This is a genomic window from Streptomyces sp. 184 (assembly GCF_045781775.1).
GTDB lineage: Bacteria > Actinomycetota > Actinomycetes > Streptomycetales > Streptomycetaceae > Streptomyces.
The window spans coordinates 4846746-4863268 of record NZ_CP123230.1 but is presented as its reverse complement, the minus strand read 5'-3'; the positions used below and the strand labels follow the sequence as shown (position 1 = coordinate 4863268).

At 72.5% G+C, this 16523-nt stretch carries 12 protein-coding genes; 3 read left to right on the top strand and 9 right to left on the bottom strand.

The genetic code is table 11. The features are described from left to right. Positions 1-10 precede the first annotated feature (10 nt). Complete coding sequence (locus tag QBL21_RS20375; RefSeq protein ID WP_407563665.1) at positions 11-985, bottom strand: ArsR/SmtB family transcription factor; 975 nt, start codon at positions 983-985, stop codon at positions 11-13. A 62-nt stretch (positions 986-1047) separates the two neighbouring features. Here QBL21_RS20375 and QBL21_RS20370 point away from each other — a divergent pair, with 62 nt between their 5' ends. Continuing rightward, positions 1048-2298 carry an MFS transporter gene (locus QBL21_RS20370; RefSeq protein ID WP_407563664.1) on the top strand — a complete coding sequence of 417 codons (1251 nt, stop codon included), beginning with the start codon at positions 1048-1050 and terminating at the stop codon, positions 2296-2298. Here QBL21_RS20370 and QBL21_RS20365 read toward each other — a convergent pair. The 5 genes from QBL21_RS20365 to QBL21_RS20345 all read right to left on the bottom strand — a co-directional run bounded on the left by QBL21_RS20365 (position 2270) and on the right by QBL21_RS20345 (position 8464). Next, positions 2270-3772 (bottom strand): glycoside hydrolase family 30 protein, encoded by a 1503-nt coding sequence (locus QBL21_RS20365; RefSeq protein WP_407563663.1) that lies wholly within the window; start codon positions 3770-3772, stop codon positions 2270-2272. The genes QBL21_RS20370 and QBL21_RS20365 overlap by 29 nt on opposite strands. Before the next feature lie 131 nt (positions 3773-3903). After that, a complete protein-coding gene (locus tag QBL21_RS20360) occupies positions 3904-5265 on the bottom strand; it encodes a GH1 family beta-glucosidase (protein WP_407563662.1) in 1362 nt (453 codons plus the stop codon). A 20-nt stretch (positions 5266-5285) separates the two neighbouring features. Beyond that, on the bottom strand, positions 5286-6140 hold the full coding sequence (locus QBL21_RS20355) for a carbohydrate ABC transporter permease (protein ID WP_407563661.1): 855 nt from the start codon (positions 6138-6140) through the stop codon (positions 5286-5288). Further along, entirely contained in the window at positions 6133-7137 is a 1005-nt protein-coding gene (locus tag QBL21_RS20350; RefSeq protein WP_407563660.1) for a carbohydrate ABC transporter permease, read from the bottom strand. Before QBL21_RS20350 ends, QBL21_RS20355 begins: the two co-directional genes overlap by 8 nt. A 10-nt stretch (positions 7138-7147) precedes the next feature. Further along, positions 7148-8464, bottom strand: coding sequence for an ABC transporter substrate-binding protein (locus tag QBL21_RS20345; RefSeq protein WP_407563659.1), 1317 nt, complete (start codon positions 8462-8464; stop codon positions 7148-7150). Positions 8465-8615: 151 nt separating this feature from the next. On the opposite strand from QBL21_RS20345, the gene QBL21_RS20340 reads away from it, so the two are divergent. Further along, positions 8616-9857: an ROK family protein gene (locus QBL21_RS20340; RefSeq protein WP_407563658.1), complete on the top strand. Its 1242-nt coding sequence runs from the start codon at positions 8616-8618 to the stop codon at positions 9855-9857. A gap of 80 nt (positions 9858-9937) precedes the next feature. On the opposite strand, the gene QBL21_RS20335 is transcribed toward QBL21_RS20340, so the two are convergent. Beyond that, positions 9938-13393: a ThuA domain-containing protein gene (locus QBL21_RS20335; protein WP_407563657.1), complete on the bottom strand. Its 3456-nt coding sequence runs from the start codon at positions 13391-13393 to the stop codon at positions 9938-9940. 279 nt (positions 13394-13672) lie between these two features. Here QBL21_RS20335 and QBL21_RS20330 point away from each other — a divergent pair, with 279 nt between their 5' ends. Further along, a complete protein-coding gene (locus tag QBL21_RS20330) occupies positions 13673-14440 on the top strand; it encodes a methyltransferase domain-containing protein (protein WP_407563656.1) in 768 nt (255 codons plus the stop codon). A gap of 126 nt (positions 14441-14566) precedes the next feature. Here QBL21_RS20330 and QBL21_RS20325 read toward each other — a convergent pair whose 3' ends face one another. Continuing rightward, on the bottom strand, positions 14567-14773 hold the full coding sequence (locus tag QBL21_RS20325) for a DUF5999 family protein (protein WP_407563655.1): 207 nt from the start codon (positions 14771-14773) through the stop codon (positions 14567-14569). Between the two features lie 229 nt (positions 14774-15002). Next, the gene (locus QBL21_RS20320) at positions 15003-16478 is read right to left on the bottom strand and encodes an amino acid permease (RefSeq protein WP_407563654.1); all 1476 of its coding nucleotides are present in this window, start codon (positions 16476-16478) and stop codon (positions 15003-15005) included. Positions 16479-16523 lie beyond the last annotated feature (45 nt).

Here is a 16523-nt window from a genome sequence, read left to right as displayed (position 1 = left end):
CGCGGCCGTCTCAGTCGTCCCGCTGCGCCGTGACGAGCACCTCGCCCGGCGCCGTGCGGTAGTACAGCACCGACCGCCCCGCGCGCCGCCGGCCCACCAGCCGGGCGTCGAGCAGCACCCTCAGATGCCGCCCCACCGAGCCGAGGCCCTGCCCGGTGAGCGCCACGAGCTGCGTGGTGCTCTTCGGGGTGTCGAGCAGCGCGAGCACCGCCGCGCGGGCCGGGCCGAGGAGCCGGCCCAGCGACTCCGACGGCGCGGCGGAGCCGGTGTCGGCGAGCGCACCGGCGCACGGGTAGACGAGGGCGTAGCGCTGCTGCGCGATGTGCCAGGAGACCCAGCCGGTGCGCGGCACGACGGGCACGAACAGCAGTTGCGCGCCGGTGACGTCCCGCGGCGGGTAGTCGCGGACGTTGATCTGGAGCCGGCTCGTGCCCAGCCAGCGCGTGCCCGGCCGCAGCGCGTCCAGCGCGGAGGCCCAGCCGCCCTGCCCCACCTGCGCGGTGCGCGCGACGATGTCCGCCTCGATGACCCGCCGGCGCCGCGGCCAGTCCGGCAGCACCGCCTCCCGCCACACCCACTCCAGGATCTCCGCGGCCCGGTGCGGCAGGTCGTCCCGGCGCAGCCGCGCCGGCAGCCGGCCGTCGAGGCAGACGGCGAGGTCGGCGCGGGCCGCGTCCGGGGGCGTGGCCCGTATCGCCGCAAGCTCCTCCTCGAACGGCACCCCGGCCGCGCCCGTGGGCGTCGGGGTGAGGAAGTCCGCGTTCCACGGCCGCAGCAGCCCCGACCGGACCAGCTCCGCGGCCACCGGGTCCGCGGCCTCGCGCGCGCGGTAGGCCGGCACGTGGGCGTCGAACCAGACGCGCTCGCCGGGGTGCGAGGGCGCGCCCCCCGCCAGCGCCTTCAGACAGGCGATGGTCTCGGCGAGCGGCGAGACGACGAACCGGCTGCCCGCCAGCGTGTCCGCGTCGACCTGCCACCAGCCCATCTGCTTTCGCCTCCCGGCGAAACTCTAACGCTCCGGCGCGGATCTCCCGGAGGCTGCCCGGCATGCGCACGTACCGCGAGCTGTTCCGCACCCCGGAGTTCACGCCGTTCTTCGCCGCCTCCTCCCTCCAGGTCGCCGGGCTGACGATCGGCGGCCTGGCGCTCGGCACGCACATCTACGAGAAGACCGGCTCCCCGCTGCTGTCCGCCCTCGCCATGTTCGGCCCCTCGCTCGCCCAGGTGCTCGGGGCGACCCTGCTGCTCTCCGCCGCCGACCGGCTGCCGCCGCGCGGCGCGATGACCGCGCTCGCCCTCGTCTACGCCCTCGCCACCGCGGCGCAGGCCGTGCCGGACATGCCGGTGTGGGGTGCGTTCTCGATCCTGCTCTGCCTCGGCCTGCTCGCCTCCGTCGGCGGCGGGGTGCGCTACGGGCTGCTCAACGAGGTGCTGCCGCGCGACGGCTACCTGCTCGGCCGCTCGGTGGTCAACATGTCCGCCGGCGCCATGCAGATCACCGGCTTCGCCGTCGGCGGCGTGCTGGTGACCGCGCTGTCCCCCCGCGGCACGCTCCTCGTTGCCGCCGGGGCGTTCCTCGTCGGCGCCGCCGTCGCCCGCGCCGGGCTCGGCCGCCGGGCGCCGCGCGTGGCCGGGCGGCCCTCGGTCGCGGAGACCTGGCGGGTCAACGGGCTGCTGTGGTCCTCGCCGCACCGCCGCACCCTCTACCTCGCGCTGTGGCTGCCCAACGGCCTCGTCGTCGGCGCCGAGTCGCAGTTCGTGCCGTACGACCCGGGCCGGGCCGGACTGCTGCTCGCCCTGGGCGCGCTGGGCATGCTCTCCGGCGACGTGCTGGTGGGCCGGGTGCTGCCGGCCCGGTGGCGGGCCCGGCTCGGGGTGCCGCTGCTCCTGCTGCTGGCCGTCCCGTACCTGGTCTTCGTGCTGCGCCCGCCGATCGCCCTCGCCGCCGTCGCCGTCACCGTCGCCTCGGCGGGGTTCGGCGCGAGCCTCGTCCAGCAGGAGCGGCTGATGGCGCACACCCCGGACGAGCTGAGCGGCCAGGCGCTCGGCCTGCACTCCTCCGGCATGCTCACGATGCAGGGCGTGGCCGCCGCCGTCGCCGGCGGGATCGCGGAGCTGACCTCGCCGGCGACGGCGATGACCGCGATGGCGGCGCTCTCGGTCGCGGTCACGCTGTGCCTCGCGCCCGGTCTGCGGGCCGCCGCCACGGCGGCCCCGGCCCCGCGTCCGCCCGGTGGCGGGGGCGGGACACGGGACCGGGAGTCGAAGGTCAGGCTTCGGGCGCCCCGGGCCAGGTGAAGGTGGCGACCGCGCCCGCGGGCAGCTCGTACGTCAGCGACGCGCCGTTCTCCGTGACCGAGAACGTCCGTGCGCCGCCGGTGGCGTTGAGCACGACCGCGGCGCGGGAGCCGTCCGGGTTCTCGAAGACCACGTTCTGCACGCCGCCGGGGCCCTCGGTCGTCGAGCCGACGCGCACGGCGCCGCGGTCGACGAACTTCGAGACGTGGCCCAGCAGGTAGTACTCCGCGTTCTTCGTGACCGTACCGCCGTCGATCTCGACCACGCCGTTGCAGCGGGTGCCGCAGTGCCCGAAGTGCGGCCCGCCCTGCCCATCGAGCGCGAGGTTCCAGATGACCACGGTCTCGGAGCCGGCGCGCAGGCTGCGGATGACGAGGTTCTCCGTCTGCCACTTCAGCGTGTCGGCAAAGGTGCGCGAGGCGTCGTCGCTGTCGGTGCCCGAGCACTCGGTGAAGAAGACCCGGTGGCCGGCGTCGCGCACCTGCTGCTGCGCCTCGGGCCGGCCGCCGTAGCAGTGGAACGCGGCGCCCTGCACGCGGTCGAGGTCGCCGGTGGCGGCCAGCACCTGGAGCGGGTAGTCGGGGCGGTCCCAGTTGTGGTCGTAGACGAAGAGCTGCGTGTCCAGCCCGGCCGCGGCGAGCCTGCCGTCCAGGACCCGCAGGAAGTCGGCCTGTTCGGCCGCCGACATGCCCATCGAGGGGTACGAGGTCTCGAACAGCGGCTCGTTGGCCACCGTCAGGTCGTCGACGGCCACCCCGGCGTCGGCGTACGCGTTCAGCGCCTTGACCAGGTAGTCGGCATAGTCGCCGTAGTGCTCGGGCGCCAGGCTGCCGCCCTCCAGCTTCCCGGAGTCCTTCATCCAGCCGGGCGCCGACCAGGGCGTGGCCATGACGCGGATGTCGCCGTTCACGTCGAGCGCCTGGTTCAGCAGCGGCAGGATCTCGGCGCGGTCGCGGTCGACGGAGAACGACCCCTGCCGGTCCTCGTACGAGTAGTAGGGCAGCTCGGCGACGAAGTCGGAGCCGCCGAAGGGCTGGCGCAGGTAGTCGAGCCCGATGTTCTCGCCGCCGGTGCCGAACAGGTCGGTCATCAGCGAGTCCCGCGCGCCCTGCGGCAGCCCGGACACCAGCCGGGCGGACGCCTCGGTGACCGACGCGCCCGCGCCGGTGAACTCCTGCGCGCGCTCGCCGGTGTCGACGGCGATGTCGGTCTGCTGCGGCGAGCCGTCGAAGGCGGCGCCGGCCGCCGGGGCGAGCTTGCTGCTGCCGTCGGCCGTGGTGATCCAGACCTCGGCGCTGGTCTCGGCGGCCTGCGCGGGCCCGGCGAGGCCGTAGCCGCCGGCGGCGATCAGCAACGCGCCGGCCGCGGCGACCGCCTTGGCGGTGCGCGAGCGCGGGAGCCGGGCGCGGTGCGCGGCACGCGGCCGGCGTGGGAGCCGGCGTGGGCGCCGGGACGGGGCGGGTGCGTCGTGCATGGTGCGGCTCCTTCGGTGTGGGGGGTGGATGAACCGCGGAGGCAGGCGACCGCCCGGGCGCGCCGTCGTGGTGGGGGATGCCGTGCGGGGCACGCGGCGGCGGGCCCGGGCGGAGTGTGGTGCCGTACGGGCTACGCCGCGCGCCGCGCCGCGGCGCGATGGCCGCGGATCAGCTCGGCGTAGCGCCGGCCGCTGCCCTTGATGGTGCGCCGCTGCGTGGCGTAGTCGACGTGGACGAGGCCGAAGCGCTTGTCGTAGCCGTACGCCCACTCGAAGTTGTCCAGCAGCGACCAGGCGAAGTACCCCGCCAGCGGCACGCCCCGGCGCACCGCCTCGGCGCAGGCGGCGAGGTGCTCCTCCAGGTAGCGGGTGCGCTCCGGGTCGTCGATCTGCCCGTCCGGCCCGACCGCGTCGGGGTAGGCGGCGCCGTTCTCGGTGACGTACAGGCAGCGGGCGCGGTAGTCGTCGGCCATCCGCTCCAGCGTCTTCGTCAGCCCTTCGGCGTGCACCTCCCAGCCCATGGCGGTGCGCCGGGCGCCGGGCAGGTCGACCTGGCGGGCGTACGGCAGCGGACCGTCCGGGTCGTCGGCGACGACGTTGCGGAAGTAGTAGTTCAGGCCCAGCCAGTCCAGCGGCTCGGCGATGGTCTCCAGGTCGCCGGGGCGCTCGGGCAGCTCCACGCCGTACAGCTTGCGCATGTCCTCGGGGTAGCCGCGGCCGTGGATCGGGTCCATCCACCAGCGGTTGACGTGGCCGTCGGCACGCGCGGCGGCGGCGATGTCCTCGTTGCTGTCGGACGCCGGCTCGCAGTGGGTGAGGTTGTTGACCAGCCCGATCCGGGCCCCGGGCACGGCGGCGCGCAACGCCTGGACGGCGAGGCCGTGGCCGAGGTGCAGGTGGTACGAGGCCCGTACCGCCGCCGTCCGGTCGGTGAGCCCGGGGGCCATCCGGCCCTCCAGATGCCCGATCCAGGCCGAGCACAGCGGCTCGTTGAGCGTGGCCCAGTCGGTGATCCGGTCGCCGAGCCGGTTCGCCACCGCGTCCGCGTACGCCGCGAACGCCTCGGCGGTCTCGCGTTCCGCCCAGCCGCCGCGGTCCTGGAGCGCCTGCGGCAGGTCCCAGTGGTAGAGCGTGGGGAAGGGCGTGATGCCGGCTTCGAGGAGGGCGTCGGTGAGCCGGTCGTAGAAGGCGAGCCCGGGCTCGTTGACGGGGCCGTCGCCGTCGGGGACGACGCGCGGCCAGGCGATGGAGAAACGGTACGCCTCGGCGCCCAGCCGGCGCATCAGGGCGATGTCCTCCGGCCAGCGGTGGTAGTGGTCGCAGGCGACGTCGCCGGTGTCGCCGCCGTCGACCATGCCGGGCGTGTGCGAGAACGTGTCCCAGATCGACGGGGCGCGGCCGTCCTCGCGGACGGCGCCCTCGATCTGGTACGCGGCGGTGGCCGTGCCCCACACGAAGTCGGGCGGGAGGAGGTCGAGGTGCAGCTCGGTCACGGAGATCCTTTCGGACAGGGTCACTTGACGGCCCCGGCGGTGAGCCCGGCGACGAGATAGCGCTGGAGCAGCAGGAAGCCGGCGACGATGGGGAGGCTGACGACGAGGGAAGCGGCCATGACCTGGTTCCAGTACACCTCGGTCTGGGTCGCGTAGCCCTGGAGCCCGACGGAGAGCGTCCGAGTGACGTCGTTGGTCATCACCGAGGCGAAGAGCACTTCGCCCCAGGCGGTCATGAAGGAGTAGATGGCGACGGCGACGATCCCGGGGACCGCGGCCGGCACCACGACGCGGAACAGCGCCTTCAGCGGCCCGCAGCCGTCGACGAGCGCCGCCTCGTCCAGGTCGCGGGGGATGGAGTCGAGATAGCCGACCAGCATCCAGATCGAGAAGGGCAGGGTGAAGGTCATGTACGTGAGGATCAGCCCGCCGCGTGAGCCGTAGAGGGCGATCCCCGTGGTGTTCCCGATGTTGACGAAGATGAGGAACAGCGGCAGCAGGAACAGGATGCCGGGGAACATCTGGGTGGACAGCACCGTGACCGTGAAGATCCGCTTGCCGCGGAAGCGGTAGCGGCTGACCGCGTACGCGGCGAAGACCGCGATGACGACGGAGCAGACGGTCGCGGCGCCCGCCACGATCAGTGAGTTCAGGAAGTAACGGGCCAGCGGCACCGTGTCCCAGATATCGAGATACGGCCGGAACGTCAGCCCGCTGGGTATCCACCGGAACGCCCCGGTGACGTCCTCCAGCGGCTTCAGCGAGCTGCTGAGCATCACGTACACGGGGGTGACCGCGAAGACGGTCAGCAGGGTGAGCACGATCCGCCGGGTCCAGATGAACGACCGCGGCGGCGCGGTGGGTGAGCTATGCACTGGCCGCCTTCCTTCCCCGGGAGGTGAGCAGCAGATACACGGCCGTGACGACCAGCAGGAAGAGCAGCAGCAGCACGGACATGGCCGAGCCGGCGCCGAAGTTCCACGTGACGAAGGACGACTGGTAGATGTGGATGGAGATGATGTCCGCCGACTCCGGTGCCGACTTGCCGAAGAGGATGTACGGCACGTTGAAGTCGTTGAACGTCCACAGGAACAGCACGAGGACCAGCACCTGGTTGACCGGCCGCAGCGACGGCAGGGTGATCCGGCGGATCTGCTGCCAGATCCCGGCGCCGTCGATCGAGGACGCCTCGTACACCTCGCGCGGGATGTTCTGGAGCGCGGCGGTGAGCACCAGGAACGCGAACGGCCAGGTGCGCCAGACCGAGACGACGACCAGCGAGACGAACGCGTTGTCGCCGATCAGCCAGAACGTCGGCTGGCTGGTCAGTCCCAACTGGTCGTGGAGCACGTGGTTCACCAGGCCGTTGTCCCGCTGGAGCATGAACGACCAGGTGATGACGGCGGTGTAGACGGGCAGCGCGTACGGCGTGAGGAAGATCGCGCGCAGCAGCCCGCGCCCGCGGAAGGCGTCCTGCATGAGGATCGCCGCGGTGACGCCGAGCAGCCAGGACAGCCCGACCGCGAGCACCGTGAACGCGCAGGTGATCAGGAACGAGCGCAGCAGCGCCTCGCCCACGGGGGCGTCGAAGTCCACGGCGACGCGGAAGTTGTCCAGGCCCGACCAGGGGGCGGCCCCCCAGTCGCGGATGTAGCGCTGGGTCAGCTCCTTGAAGCTCATCACCACGCCGACGGCCATCGGCACCAGGTGGATCAGCAGTTCCAGCAGGAGGGCGGGCAGCAGCAGGAGGTACGGCAGGGCGCCGCGCCGCACGCGGCCGCGGCCACGGCGGCGCTTGCGGGCGGCGCCCCGGCCGGCGGGCGGCTTGTCGCCGGGGCCGGCCGGGGGCGTGTCGAGGGTGGTCGCGGTCATCCGGGGCCGCTCACTTCTGCATCTGCTGCTGGGCCTCGGTCAGCCGCTTCTGGACCGACTCCGTCGTCACCTCGTCGCCGGCCGCGGCGTCCGCGAACAGCTCCTTCATCGCGTCGCCGACGAGGGTCTCGAACTGGGCCTCGTCCGGCACCTGCGGCAGCGGCGCCGAGGTGGTGGAGAGCACCTCGCGCAGCACGGTCAGGTCGGTGCTGCTGAACGCCTCGTCCTCCTGCGCCTCCTTCACCGGCGGGATGGAGCCGTAGGTCGAGTTGAGGACGAGCTGCTCCTCGTTGGAGGTCATGAACTTCACGAAGTCCAGGGCGCCGTCGAGGTTGTCGGTGTTCTTGAAGACGGCGATGTTGATGCCGGCGACCATGGAGTTGACGTTCTGGCCCTCCGGCGGGTTCTCGGTCTGCATCGGCACGGGCGCCACGCCGTATTCCTCGGGCTTCATGCCGTGCGCCTTGAGGGAGCTGCCGGCGGCCTGCCACAGGAGCATGCCGGCCTTGCCGGTGGCGAAGTCCTTGACCGACTGGTTCTGCGCGTACTCGGCGTTGCCGACGGCGGCGATCTTGTCGTTGGCGAGGAAGTCGACGTACTGCTTGACGGCCGCGACCGCCTCGGGGCTGTCGAACGTGGGGTTGCCCTCGGCGTCGAAGAAGTCCGCGCCGTGCTGCTTGCCGAAGACGAAGGCGTGGTGGGAGTTCTCCACCGGGTTGCCGCCCTCGACGGCGACGCCGTACTTGCCGTCCGTCGTCAGCTTCTTGCCGGCGGCGACGAAGTCGTCCCAGGTGGCCGGGGGTTCCTCGATGCCGGCGTCGGCGAACATCTGCTTGTTGTAGTAGAGGGCGTAGGAGAGGGAGTACAGCGGCACGGCCGCCGGGTCCTGGCCCTCGGCGCCCGCGGCGGCCAGCGCCGAGGGCACGAACCGGTCCCTGCCGCCGATCTTGTCGAGGGTCTTGTCGTCCCACGCGAGCAGGCCGTCGGTCGCCTGGAGGGAGGCGGACCACGTGTTGCCTATGTTGAGCACGTCGGGGCCCTGCCCGGACGTGGTCGCCGCCAGGATCCGGTCGAGGAGGCTGTCCCAGGGGACGACTTCGAGCTTGACGTCGATGCCCGTCTCCTTCTCGAACTTCTCGATCTCCGGGGTGAGCACCTCCTTGTCGTGCTCCAGGCTGGTGCCCTGGTTGCTCGCCCAGTAGGTCAGCTCCTTGGGCTTGTCGTTGTTGCCTTCCGAACCGGTCGAGCTGCCGCCGCCGCAGGCGGCGGCGGTCACACTGAGGGCGGTGGCGAGTGCGGCGGTCGCCGCCAGGCGGTTTCTGCGCATGGTCGTGGGGCCCCTCTCCGGGCGCATGACTTAAGGCTCTGAACGCTGCGCGCGCTTAATTTAGGCCGTGAGTTAAGTAGTGAAAGAAGTCCCCGTCAACCCTTCTCACACGGGTTTCCCGGCACGTATGTTTCATCCGGGAAGGAGCCACATGGCGAGAAGCAACGGCCGTACCGTGCGCGACCTGCGCCGCAGCAACCGCTCCGCGGTGCTGCGCCACCTGTACTTCGAGGGGCCGCTGAGCCGCCAGGAGTTGGGCCCGGTCACCGGGCTCAGCTCCGGGTCGATCAGCAACGTCGCCGCGGAGCTGATCGCGGAAGGCGTGCTGGAGGAGGCGGGCGCCGTCGACTCCGACGGCGGGCGGCCCCGCACCCTGCTGCGGGTGGCACCGCGCTGCGGGCACATCGCCGGCGTCGACGTCGGCGAGACCCGGGTGCGGGTGGAGCTGTTCGACCTCGCCCGTACCGAACTCGCCCGCGCCGAGCGCCCGCTCGCCGACGGCGGCCGGGACGCCGGGCGGGTCGTCACCCACATCGCCGAGGGGCTGGCCGCCGTGCTCGCCGACGCGGGCGTCGCCGCCGGGGAGTTGCTCGGCGTCGGCCTCGGCGTCCCCGGCATCGTCGACCGCGAACCCACCCGCGGCGGCGCGGTGGTGTACGCGCAGACCATCGGCTGGGACGCCGTGCCGCTGGAGGCGATGCTGCGTACGGCCGCCACCGGCCTGGACGACGTGCCGTTCACCGTCGCCAACGGCGCCAAGACGCTGGGGCAGGCCGAGATGTGGTTCGGCGCCGGCCGCGGCGCGCGCAACGCCGTCATCGCCCTCATCGGCTCCGGCGTCGGCGCCTGCGTCGTCACCGACGGCACCGCGTACGGCGGCGCGTCCAGCGGCGCGGGGGAGTGGGGGCACACCACCATGCAACTGCGCGGGCGGCGCTGCCGCTGCGGCGCCCGCGGCTGCCTGGAGGCGTACGTCGGCGCGGAGGGGATGCTGGAGCGCTGGCGGGAGGCGGGCGGCGAACCGGCCGCCGCCGACGAGGAGTCGGCGCTCGCGGAACTGCTCGGCGCCGACGACCCGGCGGCCCGCGCGGTGCTGGACGAGACCGCCGAGTACCTCGGCGCCGGCATCGCCGACCTCGTCAATCTCTTCAACCCGGAGCGCATCGTGCTGTCCGGCTGGGCCGGGCTCTTGGCCGGCCCCCGGCTGCTGCCCGCCGTGCGCGGGGCCACGGCCATGTACGCGCTGCGCTACCCGGCGGCCCGCGCGGCCATCGAGATGGGCCGACTGGGCACGGACGCCGTCACCGTCGGCGCCGCGACGCTCCCGCTCAGCCGCTTCCTCGACGCGGGCGGCACGCTGCACCGCGACGCCGCGGTGGCCCCGGCACCCTGACGGCGGCCGGCCGGGGCATCCCCCGGCCGGCCGCCGCCGCGCGGTGCGTCGGTCCGCGGTCGGTCCGCGGTCAGCCCGCGTCAGTCCACCGTCACCTGCACCGCACCGGTCGTCAGGTCCCCGGTGTCGTCCGTCACGGTCAGATGCGCGGTGTACGTCCCCTTCCTGGCGTACGTGTGCGACGCCGTCGCCGCACCGTCGGCCGTCGCGTTGTCGCCGAAGGTCCAGTGGTACGACTCGGCCGTACGCCCCTCCGGCAGCGTCACCGCGCCCTCGAAGGAGATCTCGGCCGGCGCCGTGCCGCTCTCCGGCGAGGCCGCCACCGTCACCTTCGCCGCCGACTCCTTCTCCGCGCCCCGGCCGTTGAAGTGCAGCCAGTCCAGCGCCATCAGGTCGGGGCTCGTCGGCGTCCACGCCGGGTTGCTGAAGACCGCGTAGATCTTCTCCACCCCGCCCGGGTCCGCCAGCGGCACCGTCGGCGAGACCACGTTGGCGAAGTTCCCGGTGTTCGGGATCGTCGCCTTGCCCAGCAGCTCACCGTCCGGCGCGCCCGCGCGGAACTCCACGTCCCCGCCGATACCGCCGGAGGAGGCGCCGACCGTCACCGAGTCGATCCCGGTCGGGGACCCCGGGTCCAGCACGATCCAGTCGCCGTGCTCGATCTCGCCCAGTCGCTTGCCCCCGGAGGAGTCCTCCCGGGCCAGCGTCTCGACCCCGCCGTTCGCGCCGCCGGTGCCGGTGTGGTGCTCGGCCTCGCGGAACTTCTGCCGCAGGCTCAGCGAGTCGGACCCGACCAGGCTCGGCGCGCCCTCGGCGCCCTTGTCCTCGTACTGCGCGCTGATGCCGTAGTAGAGGTTCTGGCCGGGGCCGTGGCTGTCGCCCGGGTCGGTCTTGAACTCGCCCGCGCAGCCGGTCAGGTTGTCCAGCGGGTGCAGGTGGTCGTCGTGGCCGAGCTGGGTCTGCACCACCACGCGCGAGCAGTCGATCTCGCCGTCCTCCGGGTCGGTGACCTCCACCCGGTACGGCACGGTGTCGCCGAAGTCGAACGCGCCGCCGTCCGCCGGCGTGGTGACCTTCACCTCCGGCCGGGTGTTGCCGACCGTCACCTCGTGCACCGCCATCCCGGTACGCTCCGGCGGACCCTCCACCGTCAGCCGGGCGTTGAACCGGCCGTTGTCGGCGTAGGTGTGCGTCGGGTTGGGGTCGGTGGAGTCGGTCGTGCCGTCCCCGTCGAAGTCCCAGGCGTACGTGATCGCGTCGCCGCCCGGCGAGTGCGAGCCCTCCGAGGAGAACTCCACGGTCAGCGGCGCGGGCCCGGAGTCCGCGGACGCCGTGAGCTTCGCCACCGGCGGCCGGCCCTCGGCCACGTAGTCGATGCGGTAGATGCCGGCGTTCTCGTTGCTGCCGCCGCGGCCGGTGCCGCTGCCCTCGCCGAAGTCGATGACGTAGAGCGAGCCGTCCGGGCCGAAGTGCGCCTCGAAGGGCTGGATCCAGTCCATCTCGCCGAGGATCCCGTTGATCGACTGGAGGTCGCCCTTCTTTGCGGCCGGGAACCGCGGGTCGGTGAACTCCTGGTCCTTCTCCTGGAACGAGAAGGTCTTGAACCACTTGCGGGTCAGCTCGTAGGTGATCCACTTCCCCTCGAAGTACTCGGGGAACTTGTACGGGCTGTCGTTCTTCGGGTCGTAGTCGTAGACCGGGCCGCTCATCGGGCCGCCGCCGCCGGTGCCCAGCTCGGGGAACTCCGGCGAGGCCGAGTAGGCGTACCAGACCGTGGCGGGCTGGGCGGGCGGCAGCTCGGTCTTGCCGGTGTTGTTCGGCGAGTCGTTCACGGGCGCCGAGCAGTCGAACTTCTCCCCGGCGGTGCCGGTGGCGAAGTCGTAGTCGTTGAACGGCGTGTTGTCGCCGATGCAGTACGGCCAGCCCTGGTTGCTCGCCTTGGTGATCCGGTTGTACTCCACCGTCCCCTCGGGCCCGCGGTCCGGGACGGCGCCGCGCGCGTCGGGACCGTAGTCCGCGACCAGCAGGGCGCCGGAGATCGGGTCGGTGGTGATGCGGAACGGGTTGCGGAAGCCCATCGCGTAGATCTCCGGACGGGTCTTCTTCTCCCCCTTCTTGAAGAGGTTGCCCTTGGGGACGGTGTAGCCGCCGTCCTTGCTGGGCTTGACCCGCAGCACCTTGCCGCGCAGGTCGTTGGTGTTGCCCGAGGTGCCCTGGGCGTCCCAGGCGCGCCGGCCGTCCCGCTCGTCGATCGGCGTGAAGCCGCTGGACTCGAACGGGTCGGTGTTGTCGCCCGTGGCGACGTACAGGTTGCCCTTGGCGTCGAAGGTGATCGAGCCCGCCATGTGCACGTTCGCGCGGCCCTCGCCCCGCCAGGTGGGCACGGTGAGCAGCACCTTCTGCGACGCCGGGTCGGCGGTGTCCCCCTTCATGGTGAAGCGGGACAGGTTGATGTGGTTCTCCTCCTTGTCGGAGTGCAGGAGGTAGAGCCAGTTGTTCTTCGCGAAGCCCGGATCGAGGGCGAGTCCGAGGAGGCCGTCGGACTGGCTCGTCATCTCGGGGGTGTAGTCGAAGTCCAGGGCGGTGGTGACGTTCAGCGTCTCCTGGTCGACGACCTTCAGCTCACCGGTGCGCTGGGCGTAGAACACCCGCCGGTCGGGGGCGACGGCCAGCTCGAACGGGTCGGCCAGGTCCTCGGAGACCAGCGCGGTGCGCTGGAAGTTGCCGGTCTGGGTGGCCGAGCAGTCGCCGGGCGCCGCGCCCGCGGCCCACCGGATGCCGCCGAGCAGGTGCTTGAGGAACAGCGGCTCCTCGAAGGAGGACGCGTCGTGGCCGCCGGCGGTGAACCACGACCGGCCGCCGTCGTACTTCTGGCACCACGAGAACGCGTGGTCGACGCCCTCGTCCAGGCCGGTGATGCCGTCGCGCACCTTGATCTGCGCGAGGGTGTGCACCTTGCCGGTCGGGTTGGCGCGCCAGTTGTACCACTCCTCGTGGCGCTCCCACAGTTGCGGCAGGCCCTTGGTGGAGGGGTGGGCGTCGTCGAGCACCTTGATCCGGCCGGTCTGCGGCACCGGGTGCTTGTCGAAGATGGCGCCGACCAGGCCCTCGTACCAGTCCCAGTCCCGCTCGCTGGCCGAGGCGGCGTGCAGGCCGAGCCAGCCGCCGCCCGCCCGGATGTACGACTGGAGCGCGGCCCGCTGATCCGCGTCGAGCAGGTCGCCGCTCTCGGGCGTGGAGTTGGTGTTGTTGAAGACGACGGCCTCGTACGTCGCGAGGTTCTCCTCGGTGAACGCGGCGGCGTCGTCGGTCGCGTCGACCTCGAACCCGTACTCCTCGCCGAGCTTCTCGACGGCCTCGATGCCCGCCGGAATGGAGTCGTGGTAGAAGTTCGTGACCTTGGAGAAGACCAGGACCCGGAAGTCGGCCTCCTCGTCCTGCGGGGCGGCCGTCGCCGAGGCCGTGCCCAGGAGCAGCGCCAGCAGCGCGGCCAGGACGGCGATGGGTGACAGGGGTGGTCTGGCCAGGCGTCTCATAGTGCTCCCAGTCATGCCGGAACGCGGGCGGCGTCGGAGGGGGGCCCGCTTCCTGCGGGCGTAGAAAGCGCTTGCTGACGGTGCCCTGACAAAGTAAGCCCTTACTCGCAGGTGGTCAACGGTCGTGCGCGCACCGGCAGTCGGCGGCTTTCCGGACCGTACGGAGCGGGGGAGAAGCCGCACGGGGCCGCGCGCCGGGCGTCAACCCGCGGCCCGCGCACCACCCCGCCCGCGGCGTCGCCGCGAATTCAAGATCTCGTAGCCGGGTATCCTCACCCAATGGGCGAGGACCTGAGCGCGGCAGCGGCCAAGGGCTGGGCGGTGCGCTGGGAACTGCAACGGGAGCAGCGGGAGACCGGCCGCGAAGAGCGGTTCGCCGTCGTCGGCGACCTCGTGGAGCTGGTCACCGCCGGGCACGACCGCCCCGCCGTCCTCGACCTCGGCTGCGGTACGGGCTCGCTGGCCGCCCGGCTCAAGCGCCGGATGCCCGCCCTCGACGTCGTCGCGGTCGACGCGGACCCCGTGCTGCTCGGCCTCGGCCGGCGGATGCACGGCGCACAGGTCCGCTTCGTCGACACCGTGGTCGGCGGCCTCGGCTGGGCCGACGACCTCGATCTCGACCGCCCCCTGGACACCGCGGTGTCGGCGACCATGCTGCACCGCCTGCCCGAGCGCGTGCTGCTGGAGGTCTACGGCCGGCTGCACACCCTGCTCCGCCCCGGCGGGCTGCTCGTCAACACCGGCCGGCTGCCCCAGGAGAACGAGACCGTCGCGGAGCTGGCGGGCGAGGTCGGCAGACGGCTGGCCGGGCGGCGGCGGATGCCGGGCGGCGAGGACTGGTCGCCCTGGTGGGAGGCGGCGGCCGAGGCACCGGAGCTGGCGCGGCTCTTCGCCGAGCGGCTGCGCCGCGACCCGCTCCCCGGCGGGGCGAACGGCCTGAGCCTGGCGCGGCACGTGGACCTGCTGGAGAAGGCGGGCTTCGAAGCGGTCGGCACCGTGTGGCAGTGCGGCGACACGTGCGTGCTGGTGGCGGTCCGCGGCGACTAGGGGCCCGCGGCAGCGGCTCCCGGGGGCCGGGGTCTGCGGGAACGGACGGTGGAGGCGGCGGGCGTACGGCGGTTCCGGCGGGCGTGTGCGGCGGGCGCGTACGCTGACACGCCCCGCCGCGGCGCCTCAGGCCGCGGCGGTGAGCAGCCCGGCGCGTACCCCGCGCCGCGGCGCGACCACGGTGCCCGTCGGCAGCAGTTCACCGAGGTCGTCGAAGACGATCGTGCCGTTGCAGAGCAGGCTCCAGCCCTGCTCGGGGTGGAAGGCCACGGTCTGCGCGGCGTCGCGGTCAGGGCGGTCGGCGGCGGGGCACTCGGGCCGGTGGGAGCACATCGGACACCTCTCGGTCGGGAGGCGGCGGCCCCCGCGGGGCCGCCGGTGGCGGTGTTGTGCCGTCTGGTAGGTGAGACCCGGCGGGCGCCGGGAACTCATCGCCCATCTTCAGGAAAGCACCCCCGAGTTGAGTCCTGGTACGGGCGCGGTCACAGTCGCGTTGCAGCGCCCGCGGGGGGCACGCCCCGTACCGTCGCGCCGTCCACGGCGGTACGGGGCGTACCCGGCCTCAGCCGCGCGGCCCGTCGCGCTTGTCCAGGTCCGGTCCGCCCGGCCCGGACCGCGCCGCCCGCCCCTCGCGGGCCAGCTCGCTGCGGCGGTAGGAGTAGGCGAAGTACACGACCATCCCGATCGCGAACCACACGGCGAACCGCACCCACGTCTCCCACCTCAGGAACGTCACCAGCCAGATGGAGAAGCCCACCCCCACCAGCGGCACGAACGGCATCCCGGGGCAGCGGAACGTCCGCGGCAGCTCCGGCTGCCGGTAGCGCAGCACCACCACCGCGATGCACACGACCACGAACGCCAGCAGGATCCCGATGTTGGTCAGCTCCGCGGCCTCCCCGATCTTCAGAAAGCCCGCGATCCCCGCCGAGCCGACGCCCACGATCCACGTCACCCGCGTCGGCACGTGCCGCGTCGGGTGCGTCCTGGCGAACCACTTCGGCAGCAGCCCGTCGCGGCTCATCGAGAACCAGACGCGCGTGACGCCCAGCATGAAGGTGAACATCACCGTGAGGATGCCGATGATCGCCCCCACCGCGATCAGGTTCGCCAGCCAGCCGAGCCCCACCGACTCGAACGCCGTGGAGAAGCCGCTCTCCGGGTCGATGTCCCTGAAGTTCTGCATCCCCGTCAGCACCAGGCAGGCGGCCACGTACAGCACCATCGAGATCGCCAGCGAGTAGAGGATCGCCTTCGGCATGTGCCGCTGCGACTCCTTCGACTCCTCGGCCGCCGTCGACATCGCGTCGTAGCCGAAGACCGCGAAGAACACGGTCGCCGCGCCGGTGAAGGCGCCGCCGACGCCGTAGGGGAAGAAGGGGTTGTAGTTGGCGGTGTCGATGTGGAAGACGCCGACCAGGATGACCACGAGCACGACGACGACCTTCAGCACCACCACGACGGTCTCGAAGCGTGCCGCGTTCTTGATCCCGAGGGTCAGCAGGTACGCCACCAGCAGGCACAGCACGACCGCGAAGAGGTCGACCTTGTGGCCCTCGCCGGTGCCGGGGGCACCGAGCATCCACGCCGGCAGGTCGGCGCCCATGTTCTCCATGAGGAAGGAGAAGTAGCCGGAGATGCCGATCGCCACCACCGCGACGATCGCGGTGTACTCCAGCAGCAGGTCCCAGCCGATGAACCACCCCGCCAGTTCGCCGAGGACCGCGTAGCCGTACGTGTACGCCGAGCCGGCCTTGGGGATCATGCCGGCGAACTCCGCGTACGACAGGGCCGCCGCCGCGCTCGCCACCCCCGCGATGAGGAAGGAGACGAGCACGGCGGGTCCCGCCGTGCCGTTGGCGACCGCGCCGGCCAGTGCGAAGATGCCCGCGCCGATGATGCCGCCGACGCCGATCGCCGTGAGCTGCCACAGTCCGAGGACCCGGGTGAGCTGCTCGCCGCTGCCGCCCTCGGTGCCCTCGATGCGCTCGATGGGCTTGCGGCGCAGTACGCCGTCGGTGCTCCAGAGCCCTGCCATGGTGCGTCCTCTCCGTCGAGGCCGTTCGATGACAGTGGAGCACGA